Below are 14444 nucleotides of genomic sequence, written 5' to 3'. Positions count from 1 at the left end.
TCATTCAAAGACTTGATATGTCATTGCGCGGAGACCGGAACAGGCTCTGCCGATGCCGGTTTTGTCTTTATTTTAGAATGGGTTTTATTCCCTTTCTGCGAAACAGATTCATTCGGCGGCGCAGTTTCACTCACCACATTCGGCGCTGCGCGTGCAGGCATATCCCTCAGCAGTCTAAACTGCACGCCTTTCTTCTTCAGCGCCAGAATACCCTCAGCCACACCGGCACCGGAGACACGCTTCGGCTGATTGATATGTGAAATAATCACATCGCCGTCTTTGGCATAGGATATACGTTTGGCAACCGTTGCCGCAGGCAGGGATGCGCCGCGATCACCATTGAGCGAGTAACCGGCAACCTTATAACCCATCCCCTCGATCTGGCGCACGGCATCCGTTGAATAACGCGCTGTCGCATCACGGTACCATTGCGGCTGCTTGCCGAAGATTTCCGTAATCTTATCCGCACCGCCTTTGACCTCTGCTTCGATTGCAGCAGGTGTACCTGCTGTCGGAATTCCATACATGGTTTTCAGCACGGTGATTGCGGGGACATGCTCTGCCCCGTGATTTTCAATCGCGAACAGCTCAGGATGCGCTTTCAGAACCTCAATTGCCGCCTGATTACGGCGCAGCCAGCGCGCAGTCACAAACAAAGTTGCCGGAATTTTCTCCTTCACCAGAACATCAAGAATACGATGGTCGGTATCGCCCGAACAAGCATCCAGCGTGAGTGCCACCTGTATCGGATTTGATTTTCCTGCAAGATTAAGCTGCGGCTCAATAATCAGATGGCGCTGCGAAATTTTGGGCGAGAGCAAGGCTTCATCTGCAGCAAACGCAGCAGTTGCACCAATGCTCAGGCTCAAGCTCAGCAATAAGGATTTAATGACAGACATCTCGCACCGGCTCATGTTTCAATGATGAACTTATAGCACCATAAACTACAAATGCGCCGGATGAAGCATCCGGCGCATCGTCTTGATTATTTACAACGTTACTTCGCTGCAGCAATTGCCGCCTGTGCAGCTGCCAGACGGGCAATTGGTACACGGAACGGAGAGCAGGACACATAATCCAGACCGGTCTTTTCATAAAAACCGATCGATGCCGGATCACCGCCATGTTCACCACAAACGCCAAGCTTGATATTACTGCGCTGTTTGCGGCCACGTTCCGATGCAATCTGCACCAGCTCGCCAACGCCATCGAAATCAACTGTCACAAACGGATCCTGTTCGATAATGCCCAGCGCCTGATATTGCGTGAGGAAGGATGAAGCATCATCACGCGATACGCCAAAGGTCGTCTGTGTCAGGTCATTGGTACCGAAGGAGAAGAACTCAGCCGTCTCAGCCAGTTCCCCTGCACGCAAGGCAGCACGCGGCAGTTCGATCATGGTGCCAACCATGTAGTCAACCTGCACGCCGCTTTCAGCGATGATCTGTGCAGCAACCTTATCAATGCGCGCTTTCACAAAATCCAGCTCGGCTTTAATACCAACCAGCGGCACCATAATCTCCGGTATAACCGCTTCACCGGTATCTTTGGCAGCGGCAATCGCCGCTTCGATAATCGCACGGGTCTGCATTTCAGCAATTTCCGGATAGGAGATCGCAAGGCGGCAACCGCGATGTCCAAGCATCGGGTTAAACTCATGCAGGCTTTCCGCACGCTCGGTCAGCTTGTCGATATCCACGCCCATGACATTGGCGACTTCGGCGATTTCTTCCGCAGTCTTCGGCAGGAATTCATGCAATGGCGGGTCGAGCAGACGGATGGTGACCGGCAGCCCCTGCATGATTTCAAACAGCTCGGTGAAATCGTCGCGCTGCATCGGCAGAAGTTTATCCAGCGCAACACGACGGCCTTTTTCATCCGATGCCAAAATCATCTCACGCATAGCGAGAATACGCGGCCCCTCGAAGAACATATGCTCGGTACGGCACAAGCCAATCCCTTCCGCACCGAAAGAACGGGCTGCACGGGCATCCGCCGGTGTTTCCGCATTGGTGCGCACTTTCATGCGGCGGGCTTCATCTGCCCAAACCATCAGCTTGCCGAAATCGCCGGAGAGTTCCGGCTGTTGCATTGCCACAGTGCCTTTCAGCACCTGTCCGCTGCCGCCGTCAATGGTAATGATATCACCCTTTTTGAAGGTGCCACCGGCTGTCAGCATCGTTCCGTTGCGGTAATCAATACGCAGTGTACCGGCACCGGAAACACAAGGCTTGCCCATACCACGGGCAACCACAGCCGCATGGCTGGTCATACCGCCGCGCGAGGTCAGAATACCTTCCGCTGCATGCATGCCGTGAATATCTTCAGGGCTGGTTTCAATACGCACGAGAATGGCTTTACGGCCTTCCGCTTTCAGCTGTTCCGCATCTTCCGAAGAGAACACGATCTCACCGGTTGCTGCGCCCGGAGAGGCAGGCAGGCCGATACCAATGACATGACGTTCGGCTCTCGGATCAATGGTCGGATGCAGCAACTGATCCAGCGATGCCGGATCAATACGGTTGACGGCTTCTTCTTTGCCGATCAGCCCTTCCTCAACCATTTCCACAGCCATTTTCAGCGCGGCTTTAGCTGTGCGCTTGCCCGAACGGGTTTGCAGCATCCAGAGCTTGCCACGCTCAATGGTGAATTCCAGATCCTGCATATCGCGGTAATGTTGTTCCAGACGATCAGCAATTTTCAGGAATTCAGCAAAAGCTTCCGGCATGATTTTCTCAAGCGACGGACGCTCGGAACCGGCCTCAATACGGGCTTCCTCGGTAATATTCTGCGGGGTGCGGATACCAGCTACCACATCTTCGCCCTGCGCATTGACGAGGAATTCGCCATAAAGCTTGCGCTCGCCAGTGGAAGGGTTACGGGTAAAGGCCACGCCGGTTGCTGATGTATCGCCCATATTGCCGAACACCATGGCCTGCACGTTAACGGCAGTACCCCAGTTTTCCGGAATATTGTGCAGGCGGCGATAGGTGATCGCGCGCGCATTCATCCATGAGGAGAACACGGCAGAAATCGCGCCCCAAAGCTGCGCTTCCGGATCCTGCGGGAACGGCTCGCCCAGTTCTTCCTCAACCTTGGCCTTGTACTGATCGATCACACCGCGCCAGTCATCAGCAGTCAGATCGGTATCGACATCCAGATCGAGACTGGCTTTGGCATCATCGAGAATTTCTTCAAAGAAGGAATGGTCGACACCCAGCACCACATCCGAATACATCTGGATGAAGCGGCGGTAGCTGTCATAGGCGAAGCGCTCATCATTGGCCTCGGCCGCGATTGCCGCAACCGTATCATCATTAAGGCCGAGATTGAGCACCGTATCCATCATGCCCGGCATGGATGCACGGGAACCGGAACGCACCGAAACCAGCAGCGGTCGGGTCACGTCGCCCAGACGGCGGCCAGTCAGCGCAGCAATATTTTCCAGCGCCTGTGCAACCTGTGCTTTCAGGATTTCAGGATAAGTCCGGTCATGGTCGTAATAATAGGTGCAGACATCGGTGGTAATGGTAAAGCCCGGAGGCACCGGCAACCCAAGGCTGCTCATTTCAGCAAGGTTTGCACCTTTACCGCCCAGAAGATTACGATCACTTGCAGCGCCATCAGCTTTGCCGTCACCGAAGTGATATACCCACTTAACCATTCCCGTCCTCCTGTTATGTCCGGCTCAGGCTGAATGTAAGTCATGATAACCGATACCGGATACACGCTTCCTGCTTAAGCGATAGCACTGCTGCGGGCTACTGAAAAATATAGAAAAACGGTAACAAAGCGCAACGCAGCGCCTGTATATTTGTTTAAATCGATTTTGCGGAATTCGTTTCCGGTTTATTGTCGGCACAGATGAATAATTTGCGGCAATACGAAAAGTGTTTTTATCTGCATTTCCGCAACTTAACGGAATCAGCTGAGAGTTTGATTCCGGCACATGAAAACGACACGGAATCTGCTATTAACAAACGTCATTCTCAACCTTGTTTCGGGGATCATCATGCGTAAAACCGGAAAACTCGACTATATCGAAATGCCTGCCGGCCAGAGCGGCCTGAAGGATGTCAAAGCCTTTTACGCCGATGCCTTCGGCTGGAGCTTCACCGATTACGGCCCCGATTATGCCGCCCATTCTGAAGGATTGGATGGTGGCTTTTATCAGGGCGATGAAGCGAAAAATGCCAAGCCGCTACCGGTGCTCTATTCTGAGGATCTGGAACAGACACTGATTGATGTTGAAAAAGCAGGCGGCAAAATCGTCAAACCGGTTTTCAGTTTTCCCGGTGGCCGCCGCTTCCATTTCACCGATCCGTCCGGTAATGAACTGGCCGTGTGGAGTGAAAATTAACCGGCACTCACAGATATGAATAACAGCTGCGGCGCTTAAATGAGCGCCGTAGATGATTAGTGAATATCTTCCTCACGGGCACAGTTTTCCGCCTCCATCTGCAGTGTCGTATGATGCAGATCATATTGCTGCTGCAATACCTGTTCGATTGCACGGCGCACGGCTTCGCCATTTGCCTCAGGTTGCAGCACAATATGCGCAGTCAGGGAATGCTGGCTTTTGGTCAGCGACCAGACATGCAGATCATGGATTGCATCAACGCCGTAAACGGCCAGAACAGATTGTTCCAGTTTGCGCAAATCCAGCCCGACCGGCACGCCTTCCAGCAGAATATTGATACATTCCTTGAGCAGCACCCATGTGCGCGGAAAAACCATGAAGCCGATGCCCATAGCAATAACCGAGTCCACCCACTGCCAGCCTGTCAGATAGATAATCACCGCACCGACAATGACACCGACAGAGCCGAGCATATCCGCCCAGACCTCGAGATAAGCGCCTTTAACATTCAGGCTCTCGTCTTTTTTGCCGCTTAAAAGCTGCATGGAAATGAAGTTCACGATCAGACCGAGAACAGCGACAATCATCATGCCAACAGACTGCACTTCTGCAGGCTGGAACAGACGTTCATAGGCTTCATAGAGAATATAGAATGCGACAAGCAGCAACAGAACGGCATTGATTGCAGCGGCCAGAATTTCAAAGCGGGAATAGCCATAGGTGCGGAAAATATCCGTTGCACGGCGCCCCAGATAAATGGCAATCAGAGCAAGTGCTAACGCGAAAGTATCCGTCGCCATATGCATGGCATCAGACAGCAGCGCCAGACTGCCGGTCACATAACTGCCGATGATTTCGGCAATCATGAAACTACCTGTCAGGCCTAAAGCCAGCCAAAGCCTCGAAACCGGTGTTGTGCTTATATCCGCATGATTGTGATCGCCGCTCATCATCTGCCTTTCAGCTTTGCATGCCAGTCTGCAACTCAGATAAAACACGCATGAAAATCATTCTTAACTTTGCATCGGACAAAAGAAAACGGAATGATTTAACAGGCTCAGCAAGACTATAATTTTACACTGCTTCACGCATGGCAGCAGCGGTTTGCAGATCAACGGAAACCAGCTGGCTCACACCCTGCTCGGCCATGGTCACACCGAACAGACGATCCATGCGTGCCATAGTAATCGGATTATGGGTAATGATGACAAAACGCGTCTTTGTGGACGCGGCCATCTCATCCATCAGATTGCAATAGCGTTCCACATTGTGGTCGTCGAGCGGTGCATCCACTTCGTCCAGCACGCAGATCGGTGCCGGATTGGTGAGGAACACTGCAAAGATCAGCGCCATTGCCGTCAGCGCCTGCTCGCCGCCGGACAGCAGGGTCATGGTCTGCGGCTTCTTGCCCGGAGGGCGTGCCAGAATTTCCAGCCCTGCATCAAGCGGATCTTCCGATTCAATCAATTGCAGCTCTGCCGTACCGCCACCGAAAAGATGCGTGAACAGGCGCTGGAACTGCTCATTGACCACATCAAATGCCGCCAGAAGACGCTCACGGCCTTCTTTGTTCAGACTTTGAATGGCCTGACGCAGTTTCTTGATCGCCTCAATAACGTCTTCACGCTCATTGATGATCGCATCTTGTCGTTCCGACAATTCGCGTTGTTCTTCTTCAGCGCGCAAATTCACTGCACCGAGACGTTCGCGCTCAATCTTCAACCGATCAAGCTGACGGTCTGTATGATCCATATCCGGCAGCGGATCACCAGCATTCAGCCCCGTATGGCGGAATGCTTCATGCGGTGCACAATTCAGCACCTCCGCGATACGCGCTTCTGTATCCTTGCGGCGATCTTCCGCCGCAGCCAGACGCTCTTCGGCACGGGCTCGCACTTCCCGCGAGGAAGCCAGTTCCTGAATAGCCAGCGTTGCGCGCTTATCCAGTTTGGCTTGCTCGGTTTCGGCAATGCTCAAGCGGTCAGAGGTTTCTTTGCGTTGCGCATCGGCATCTTCTACCGCGCTTTGCAGCTCGCGGCGGCGCTCTTCAATATCCGCCGGTGCTTCCGCCAGATCTTCCGCTTCATCACTGGTTTCCGCTTTGCGCTCAGTCAGCGCAGCAATTTGTCGGCGGGCATTTTCTGCCCGCGATTGCCAGCTTTTGCGCTCATGCCCGATCATTTCCAAACGGCGCAGACGGTTTTCCGCATCACGGCGCAGATTATCATGCGCGGCGCGGGCTTCTGTCATCGCAGCACGATCGGCCATGACCTGTGTGGTCAGCGAGGTCAGTTGCAGGTTCAATGCAGCCAGATCCGGCAGATCATCAAGCCTGATCTGTGCTTCCTCCAGCTGAATGGTGTTTTCTTCAAGACTGTCGCTGAGACGGGTTTTCGCCTCATCCAGCGCTGCACGTTTGCTGGATAATTGTCCGGCAACACGCTCAGCCTCAGCCAAGACATCACGCGCCTGCGCCAGTTCACGCTGCGCAGAGCGCCAATGATCGCGCAGGCTGCGTTCACGTTCCACCGCCTCGCGCAAAGCCGTTTCGGCCTGACGTAAGGCCGTTTCAGCCTGTGTTACACGGTTGCGCGCAGTAACAGCAGAAGCTTCAAGTTCCGCCAGACGGTTCTTTTGTGCCAGCCGTTGTGCGGCGGCAGTCGGCGCATCGGAACGCGCTGTAAAACCATCCCAACGCCAGAGACTGCCTTCTCGGCTCACCAGCCGCTGACCGCTCTGCAGCTGTGCTTGCAAGTTTGCACCTTCACTGTCATCCACCAGACCGATCTGGGAGAGACGTGCCTGCAATGCCGCAGGCGCATCTACCACCGTGCTCAGCGGCACTGCACCCTGCGGCAGGGAGCCAAAATCCCGCGCATTCTGACTATCAATATCTGTCCAGAAAACCGGCGCCTGCGGATTAACCGGCGCTTCGAGATCGTCGCCCAAGGCTGCACCAAGTGCGGTCTCATAGCCCTTTTTCACCTGCATCTGTTCAACAACAGCGATATAGGTGGAGGATTGGCCGCTATTGAGAATACTGGCCAGAGTACGGGCTTCGGTTTCAATCCGGTTCAGCTCTTCGCGTGCATGCGCCAATGGCTGGCGGCGGCCGGTTTCGGCTTCCCGCGCCTGCTCTACCATTTCTTCGCAAGCCAGAGCCTGCTCTTCCGCAGCCTGAACCGCCTCTTCGGCCAGCGCTACTCTGGCGGCTTTTTCTTCCGTACCGGCGAGTAATTTCAGCTGATTTTCCAGCGCGGCAATATCCTGCTCTACCGTTCGCAACTGCACTGAGAGTTTCTCACTGCGCTCGGCAATATCACGCACCAAACGTTCGCTTTGCGTGCGCTCTGCTGCAGCCTCTGCTCTTGCAGAAGTGATCTGCGCTAGTTCAGACTCATGAGCCTGTAGTTGTTCCTGTGCAGTGGCCAGCAGTTCTTCTGCTTCAATCGCACGATCGCCGGAAGCCTCATTCTGCTCACGCAAATCCTGCTCTTCATCATCCAGACGCTCAAGCACAGCCGCATGTTCCTGCAACATCTGCTCTTCGCGGGCGATGTCAGAACTCAGTTGCTCAAGACGTTTTAACAGCTCAGACCGGCGCTGTATCAGGCGCGTCGCTTCTTCATCCAATTGCGAAACCGCAATCGTCAGACGCTGTAAGGCCGCAGATGCGGATGCCTGCTGATTACGTAGTTCCGGAAGATGCTGTGCTGCAATAGCCTGCTCTTTGGCCGCAATCATCTGCGCCTGTGCCATGGCACCAACTTGCGATGTGGCGGTTGCCAAAGCACTCTGCGCCTCGCCTTCCTGTTGCTTGGCCTGCGACCAGCGCAAATGCAACAGGATCGCTTCCGCCGCACGGATATCTGCGGACAATGCGCGGAAACGATTAGCCTGACGGGATTGACGTTTCAGGCTTTCAATCTGGGTGCCAAGCTCACCGACCACATCTTCAAGACGTTCAAGATTGGTTTCAGCCGCACGCAAACGCAATTCAGCTTCATGGCGACGGGAATGCAGACCGGAAATACCGGCAGCCTCTTCCAGCAATGCACGGCGTGCTTGCGGTTTGGCCTGAATAAGCTCACCGATACGTCCCTGCCCGACCATAGACGGGGAACGCGCGCCGGTAGATTGATCAGCAAACAATAGCTGTACATCTTTGGCACGAACTTCCTTGCCATTGATGCGATAAACGGAACCGGATTCACGCTCAATACGGCGCGAAACCTGCAACTCATCCACGTCATTATAGGATGGCGGTGCAGAGCGGTCGCTATTATCGAGAAAGAGGGTGACTTCAGCACTGTTGCGTGCAGGACGTGTGCCGGAGCCGGAGAAAATGACATCATCCATGCCGGAGGCGCGCATATTCTTATAGGAGTTTTCCCCCATAACCCAGCGCAGCGCTTCAACGAGATTGGACTTACCGCAACCATTCGGCCCGACGACACCGGTCAATCCGCCTTCAATGACGAATTCCATCGGCTCGACGAAAGATTTAAATCCGAGAAGGCGTAACTTGGTAAAACGCATCAGCCAGTGCTCCGTGCAACCGGGCGCGGCAAAAACAAATCAATAAAGAGCGGAATAAAATCAGACACTATTTTTTTAAAATATGAAAATGCAGCGGGCGCAAAAAAGCCCCCGCTGCATGAATATGCATCAGGTTCAGAGCATAGAGTCGATAACTGCCGACATCTGTTCAACCGAAAGAGCTCCGGAATATTTCTGACCATTGATAAAGAATGTAGGCGTTGCATTCACACCGAACTCAGCGCCACGTTCACGAACAGCATTCACATCATCGAGAAGCTGCTGGTTCGTCAAGCAGGCATTGAATGTCTCCTGTGTAAAACCGGCCAGTTTGGAGATTTGCAGCAATGCAGCCTGTGCATCATCGGCCGCAGCCCACTGCATCTGCTGTTTAAACAGCACATCCACCATCGGGAAATAACGGTCATCCGGTGCACAGCGTGCCAGCATGAAGGCGGCAGTTGCGCGCGGATCGAACGGGAATTCGCGGAAAATCAGACGGGCTTTGCCGGTCTTGATGTATTTTTCTTCAATTGCAGGAAGTGTATTCACAGCAAAAGTCGCACAATGCGAACATGTCATCGAAGCATATTCAACGATTGTTACCGGTGCATCAGCCTGCCCCAGCACTTTATCTTCAAGTGAGCCTTTTTCGAGCAGTTTTTTCATATCGACAGAGCCGTCAGACTTCGGAACATCTGTTTGTGCCAGAGCGCTGCCGGCAGCAGATACGGACAATGCCGCAGTTGCAAGAGCTGCAGTTCCAAGAAGCTGTCTGCGGTTCAGTTGAGACATCATACGAATCACCCGTTCATTCACGTTGCTATAGTTTCCGGATATTAGAGCAAATTGCCGGAATTTTGTCAGGCAGCTTAAGAGTTTTTAATAAACAGTGTGTCTCCAGAGACTTAACGGGCAATTTTCAGCCGTTTTCGCATTGTTTATTCTCTGTAATCTGCCCTTTGAAATTAAGATCAGCGTGGCTTTTTATTGGCTTTTTCCGCCAGAATATTACGGCCGAGCTGCATCAGTGAGGCACGTAATGCCTCATCCTCAATACCGACTGTTGCCTGTGCCAGTTTTTTCTCGGCAGGTGCGCCAACCGGCATCAGCGGTTTGACTTTACGTTGCGCAACAGGGGCAACAGATTTTTGCTCAATGCGAATACGGGCAATGGCAGCGAATCCTAAAAAGGAATTCACACGATTGATGATCTCGCCGGTGGAATGCTGAATGCGCATGGCCGCCATACCTTCGCAGCCGATGATCAGCGTTGCCGGCTGAAACGGATCATCCTCATGGGCGCGTCGTGGCCAGAGAATACGCAACGGACGCGATTGTGCACCAATCTGCGGCCCGACCACATCTTCCCATGCCTGTATCAGCGACAAATTAATACCGGCGCGTTTGCGCAAGACAGGATCGAGCACACTACCGGCCGTATCTGCCAGCGGTTTAAAACCCGATTTTTCCTCTCTGCTCATCTCTGTCCTTTATGCCGGTTTTATTGCCGCGACGGGCGATGATTTTTCTCTGTTATAAAATGCCAGAGCATTGCGGGCTTCACTGTTACGCCGCAATATATTACGGCTTGTTCCTGCATAAACCACACTGAAAAAGAACATTGTCACAGCAATACTGGTCTCATGCAGCAGCGGATTATGCAGCATAGCATAGCTGCCCCAGCTGATCGTAAAATAAATCAGCACCCGCCGGACCGTGCAGTCTGAATTATTGCGCCAGAAGAAAATGAAGCCGGATATAGCCGCTGCCAGCAGCAACAGAAAACCGATTGCACCATTGACCAGCAGTTCATCAAACACTGAATTATGAACATGGATATAACCGTCGAGCAAAGTTGCCTGATCGCCCAGAGCCTCCCGCACTGCAGCCATTTTTTGTTCCGAGCCGACACCGATCAAAGGATGTTCCGCAACCACCTTCACCGCACCGCGCCACATCTGCTCGCGTGTATCTGCGGAGGATTTATCCGCCCACTGGCTGCTGTCGCCGGTTTCATAATAATGCACCATACCGGCGAAGCGCTGCGACAGAACTCCGGCGACAGGGCCAACAGTAAAGACAGCGGTCAGACAGGCAGCCAGAATGAGTGAACTGCCGATTTTCACCTTATGGCTGGCAATACGGCCGATCAGAACAATGATCTCAAATATTGCCAGCAGAGCCAGCGTAATCATAACCGCACGGGTTTCGGAGGCAAACACGATCCCCGTACCAATGACCAGATACCACGGTCCGTTCGGTAAAACACGCGGAGCGTTTTTAATCGGCAATGTTGCTGCAACTGCTGCAATTGCTGCCGCATAGGCAAATACTGCAGGATTACCGCCGATACCGATACGGCCGCCCCAAAACAGCGCCTCTCCTGCAACCATTATTGCACACAGAATGATGCCGGTACGGGAGCCGAATGCGAGGATTCTCAGCGGGTCACGGATGAGAACCATCCCCAATCCGGCAAAAGAATAGAGCCATAACAGCAGCACATACCCCACCTGACGGTTAGCAAAGCTGAGCTCACCGCGCCATGCCATCAGGCTGAGGCTCCAGATCATATAGGCAGATATCAAGACATAAAAATGCGCACCATACATCCGGTGCCAGCGGTGTTTGTACAGCGCCAGATAAAAACCGATACAACTATATACGAACAGGATAATCGGGCCGAGCGCATAACGGACCGGCATTGCGATTGCCGCCAGACATAAAAGCCAGAGATCAATACGACGACGTATCAGAAAGTTTTTTTGCAGAATTCGCATATCACCGTTGCCGGATATTTGTTTTTTGGAAACTGTAAAACAGTCTTTGCAAATAGTCTTTCATACGAAAGAATAATGTACCGATCCGTTTATGGGCCGGTAATTTTGCCCGCGAATAGGTTTTAATATCCTCGGATATTGTTGAAGCGCTTTCATTGGCATTGCTCACCACAGCCCTGCTGGCGGTGAAGAAATTATACGAACCCGCCCAGCCGCGCTCCAGTGCCACATCATAGGGAAGATGCATCACTTGCAGTGCCTTAAGCACTTTTGCAGCCCCCTCTTTTGAAACAATATAGGCTCCGGCATTACCAAGTGGCCCGTGGGTAACACGCCCGATCGCCACATCTTCTGTGAGATTTTCAACCGGACGGAACCCTACAAGACGGTTATGGATCAGCTTGATGACATCCCAGCCCTGCAAATCTGCTGCAGCTTCAACCACCGGAACAAATTCTTCAGAAAACCGGATATCATCTTCAATAATCACACCGGCTGGCGCATCGCCTGCCGCAATCATTTCCAGAGCCTTCATGTGACTGAAATAGCAGCCGATTTCTGCAGAAGAGGCAATCTTCCCGTGATCGCGTCGGAAAGCCGCATCATCAAAATGGCGTTTATCCGTTTCTGCGAGCAATTTACCGTCAATTGCCGGCACGCGCTGAAGCGCAATGCCGGTTTCCTGCGCATGTGCAAGCAGCGAATCCCAACGGTCTTTTGAGCGGTCAAGATTAAGAACATAGACCGGAAAGCTTTGTTTGTTCTGCAATATCAAGCCTTTCGGATATTATTCCATCAACAAAATGAGGTTTATAAAATTGTGGTACTCAGCAATATGACGACAGTCAAACTATCCGCTGCATAATGAAAACGATTTCACATTGTAAGCACAAGCTAAAAATAATTTCCGGTGCATTCCGAAAGCAGATCATTTATTGACAAAATATGACGAAAAAGCGCCTCCAAGTCTCCGCCGACAACAGTCCGACGATGTTTCCTGCCGTGTCGGGAGATGATGCTCCTGCGCAAAAGCTGCTGGCATGGTATGATCGTCATCACCGTATTTTGCCATGGCGCGTAACGCCCGTTGAGCACAAACAAGGTGTGCGTCCAGATCCTTACCGCATCTGGTTGTCGGAAGTCATGCTGCAACAAACGACGGTTGAAGCGGTTAAAGCTTATTTCCTCAAATTTACCGGTCTGTGGCCGGATGTGCAGGCACTTGCCGATGCCACCGAAGATGATGTGCTGCGTGGCTGGGCGGGACTTGGTTATTATTCCCGAGCCCGCAACCTGAAGAAATGCGCGGATATGGTAGCCTCTCAGCATAAAGGGCAGTTTCCGGCGAGTGTGGAGGGTCTCAAACAATTGCCGGGTATCGGCGATTATACTTCAGCGGCCATTGCGGCCATTGCCTTCGATATTCCGGCTGCAGTTGTTGACGGCAATGTCGAGCGCGTGGTCAGCCGCCTGTTTGCGATCAAAACCATGATGCCTCAGGCCAAGAGTGAGATCCGCAAATTTACAGAACAACTGACCCCGCAGTCACGCCCCGGTGATTTTGCGCAGGCGATGATGGATCTCGGCGCTACAATCTGCACACCTAAGAAGCCGACCTGTATTCTCTGTCCACTTAATGATAATTGTGCAGCCTTGATCGAAGGTGAGCCAGAGCTTTACCCTGTCAAAGCACCGAAAAAGGCACGCCCTGTCCGCTATGGTGCCGCTTTTATCATTCTCTCACCGCAAGGTGATGTTTACTTGCGAAAACGCCCTGACAAAGGCCTGCTTGCCGGTATGAGTGAAGTACCGAACAGCGAATGGATCGCGGCAGATGAAGCGACCTCTCCTGAGCATATTGCACGATTGACCAATACTGATCCGGCACCAATTGCTGCAAACTGGCAGCCAAGCGGCACCATCACTCATATTTTTACGCATTTTGAATTACGCCTCAGCGTTTATAAAGTAGATGTTTCAACCATGCCGCCAAGCAATAATGGCTGGTGGGTTGCTCAGGATAATCTCGAAAAAGAAGCGCTGCCGACAGTGATGAAGAAAGCCATCAGCGCCGCCCTGCCTGACACTTTCAAATAAACAACCGGAAAAATGCTATGTCCAAAGACGCAGAAAACATTATTCCGCTATATGAAACGCATGCGCAGAAATGGGATGATATCCGGCGTGGCAATGCTGCCAAAGGCCTGATGGAAGCAGAATGGCTGGCACGTTTTACCGGTCTGTTACCTCATCAAGGCTCTGTTCTGGATATTGGTTGCGGAGCGGGCGAGCCTATGGCCGGTCACCTGATCCACTCAGGCTTTCATCTGACCGGCATCGACAGTTCTGCCAGCCTGATAAACATCTGCCGCACCCGCTTCCCTCAGCAGCAATGGCTGGTCGCAGATATGCGTGAGCTATCTCTCCCGCAGAAATTTGACGGCATACTCGCATGGAACAGTTTTTTTCATCTGGAGCGTGATGATCAGCGCCGGATGTTCCCCCGCTTTGCAACACTCGCTGCAGAGAATGCAGTGCTGATGTTTACCAGCGGCACTTCAAATGGCGAAGCAACGGGCACTTTTGAAGGGCAACCGCTTTATCACTCCAGCCTCGCGCCGGAGGAATACCAAACTATTTTGTCCGAGAGCGGTTTTGACGTTGTGAAATATGTGGAAAATGACCCGCATTGCGGTCATCTCACTGTCTGGCTCTGCCGTAAAACTTCCTGAAGCAGCCCATAAAAAAAGCGCCGGCTCAAC

General features: G+C 52.6%; 11 protein-coding genes. 3 read left to right on the top strand and 8 right to left on the bottom strand.

Annotation, left to right across the window (positions count from 1 at the left end; translation table 11 throughout):
• Positions 1-20 precede the first annotated feature (20 nt).
• Both K1X45_RS14610 and ppdK read right to left on the bottom strand, forming a co-directional pair.
• Entirely contained in the window at positions 21-899 is an 879-nt protein-coding gene (locus K1X45_RS14610; protein WP_370627046.1) for a polysaccharide deacetylase family protein, read from the bottom strand.
• A 98-nt stretch (positions 900-997) separates the two neighbouring features.
• A complete protein-coding gene (ppdK, locus tag K1X45_RS14605) occupies positions 998-3664 on the bottom strand; it encodes a pyruvate, phosphate dikinase (RefSeq protein WP_220159265.1) in 2667 nt (888 codons plus the stop codon).
• Between the two features lie 348 nt (positions 3665-4012).
• Here ppdK and K1X45_RS14600 point away from each other — a divergent pair, with 348 nt between their 5' ends.
• Positions 4013-4360 carry a VOC family protein gene (locus tag K1X45_RS14600; RefSeq protein ID WP_028233815.1) on the top strand — a complete coding sequence of 116 codons (348 nt, stop codon included), beginning with the start codon at positions 4013-4015 and terminating at the stop codon, positions 4358-4360.
• Between the two features lie 56 nt (positions 4361-4416).
• Here K1X45_RS14600 and K1X45_RS14595 read toward each other — a convergent pair whose 3' ends face one another.
• The 6 genes from K1X45_RS14595 to K1X45_RS14570 all read right to left on the bottom strand — a co-directional run bounded on the left by K1X45_RS14595 (position 4417) and on the right by K1X45_RS14570 (position 12451).
• On the bottom strand, positions 4417-5310 hold the full coding sequence (locus tag K1X45_RS14595; protein ID WP_220160532.1) for a cation diffusion facilitator family transporter: 894 nt from the start codon (positions 5308-5310) through the stop codon (positions 4417-4419).
• Between the two features lie 124 nt (positions 5311-5434).
• Complete coding sequence (smc, locus tag K1X45_RS14590; protein ID WP_220159264.1) at positions 5435-8899, bottom strand: chromosome segregation protein SMC; 3465 nt, start codon at positions 8897-8899, stop codon at positions 5435-5437.
• A gap of 135 nt (positions 8900-9034) precedes the next feature.
• On the bottom strand, positions 9035-9697 hold the full coding sequence (locus K1X45_RS14585; protein ID WP_116087107.1) for a DsbA family protein: 663 nt from the start codon (positions 9695-9697) through the stop codon (positions 9035-9037).
• A gap of 176 nt (positions 9698-9873) precedes the next feature.
• The gene (locus K1X45_RS14580) at positions 9874-10383 is read right to left on the bottom strand and encodes a DUF721 domain-containing protein (RefSeq protein WP_116087105.1); all 510 of its coding nucleotides are present in this window, start codon (positions 10381-10383) and stop codon (positions 9874-9876) included.
• 9 nt (positions 10384-10392) lie between these two features.
• On the bottom strand, positions 10393-11682 hold the full coding sequence (locus K1X45_RS14575; RefSeq protein WP_255560444.1) for an O-antigen ligase: 1290 nt from the start codon (positions 11680-11682) through the stop codon (positions 10393-10395).
• 1 nt (position 11683) lies between these two features.
• The gene (locus K1X45_RS14570) at positions 11684-12451 is read right to left on the bottom strand and encodes a glycosyltransferase family 25 protein (protein WP_220159263.1); all 768 of its coding nucleotides are present in this window, start codon (positions 12449-12451) and stop codon (positions 11684-11686) included.
• A gap of 221 nt (positions 12452-12672) precedes the next feature.
• Here K1X45_RS14570 and mutY point away from each other — a divergent pair, with 221 nt between their 5' ends.
• Together mutY and K1X45_RS14560 are read left to right on the top strand one after the other, a co-directional pair.
• The gene (gene mutY / locus K1X45_RS14565) at positions 12673-13779 is read left to right on the top strand and encodes an A/G-specific adenine glycosylase (RefSeq protein ID WP_220160530.1); all 1107 of its coding nucleotides are present in this window, start codon (positions 12673-12675) and stop codon (positions 13777-13779) included.
• A gap of 17 nt (positions 13780-13796) precedes the next feature.
• Entirely contained in the window at positions 13797-14414 is a 618-nt protein-coding gene (locus tag K1X45_RS14560) for a class I SAM-dependent methyltransferase (protein WP_220159262.1), read from the top strand.
• Positions 14415-14444: the final 30 nt, after the last annotated feature.

The sequence above is a fragment of the Pseudochrobactrum sp. Wa41.01b-1 genome (assembly GCF_019464455.1).
GTDB classification, from domain to species: domain Bacteria; phylum Pseudomonadota; class Alphaproteobacteria; order Rhizobiales; family Rhizobiaceae; genus Pseudochrobactrum; species Pseudochrobactrum saccharolyticum.
The sequence above is the reverse complement of the archived record's forward strand: the minus strand, read 5'-3'. Positions and strand labels throughout refer to the sequence as shown.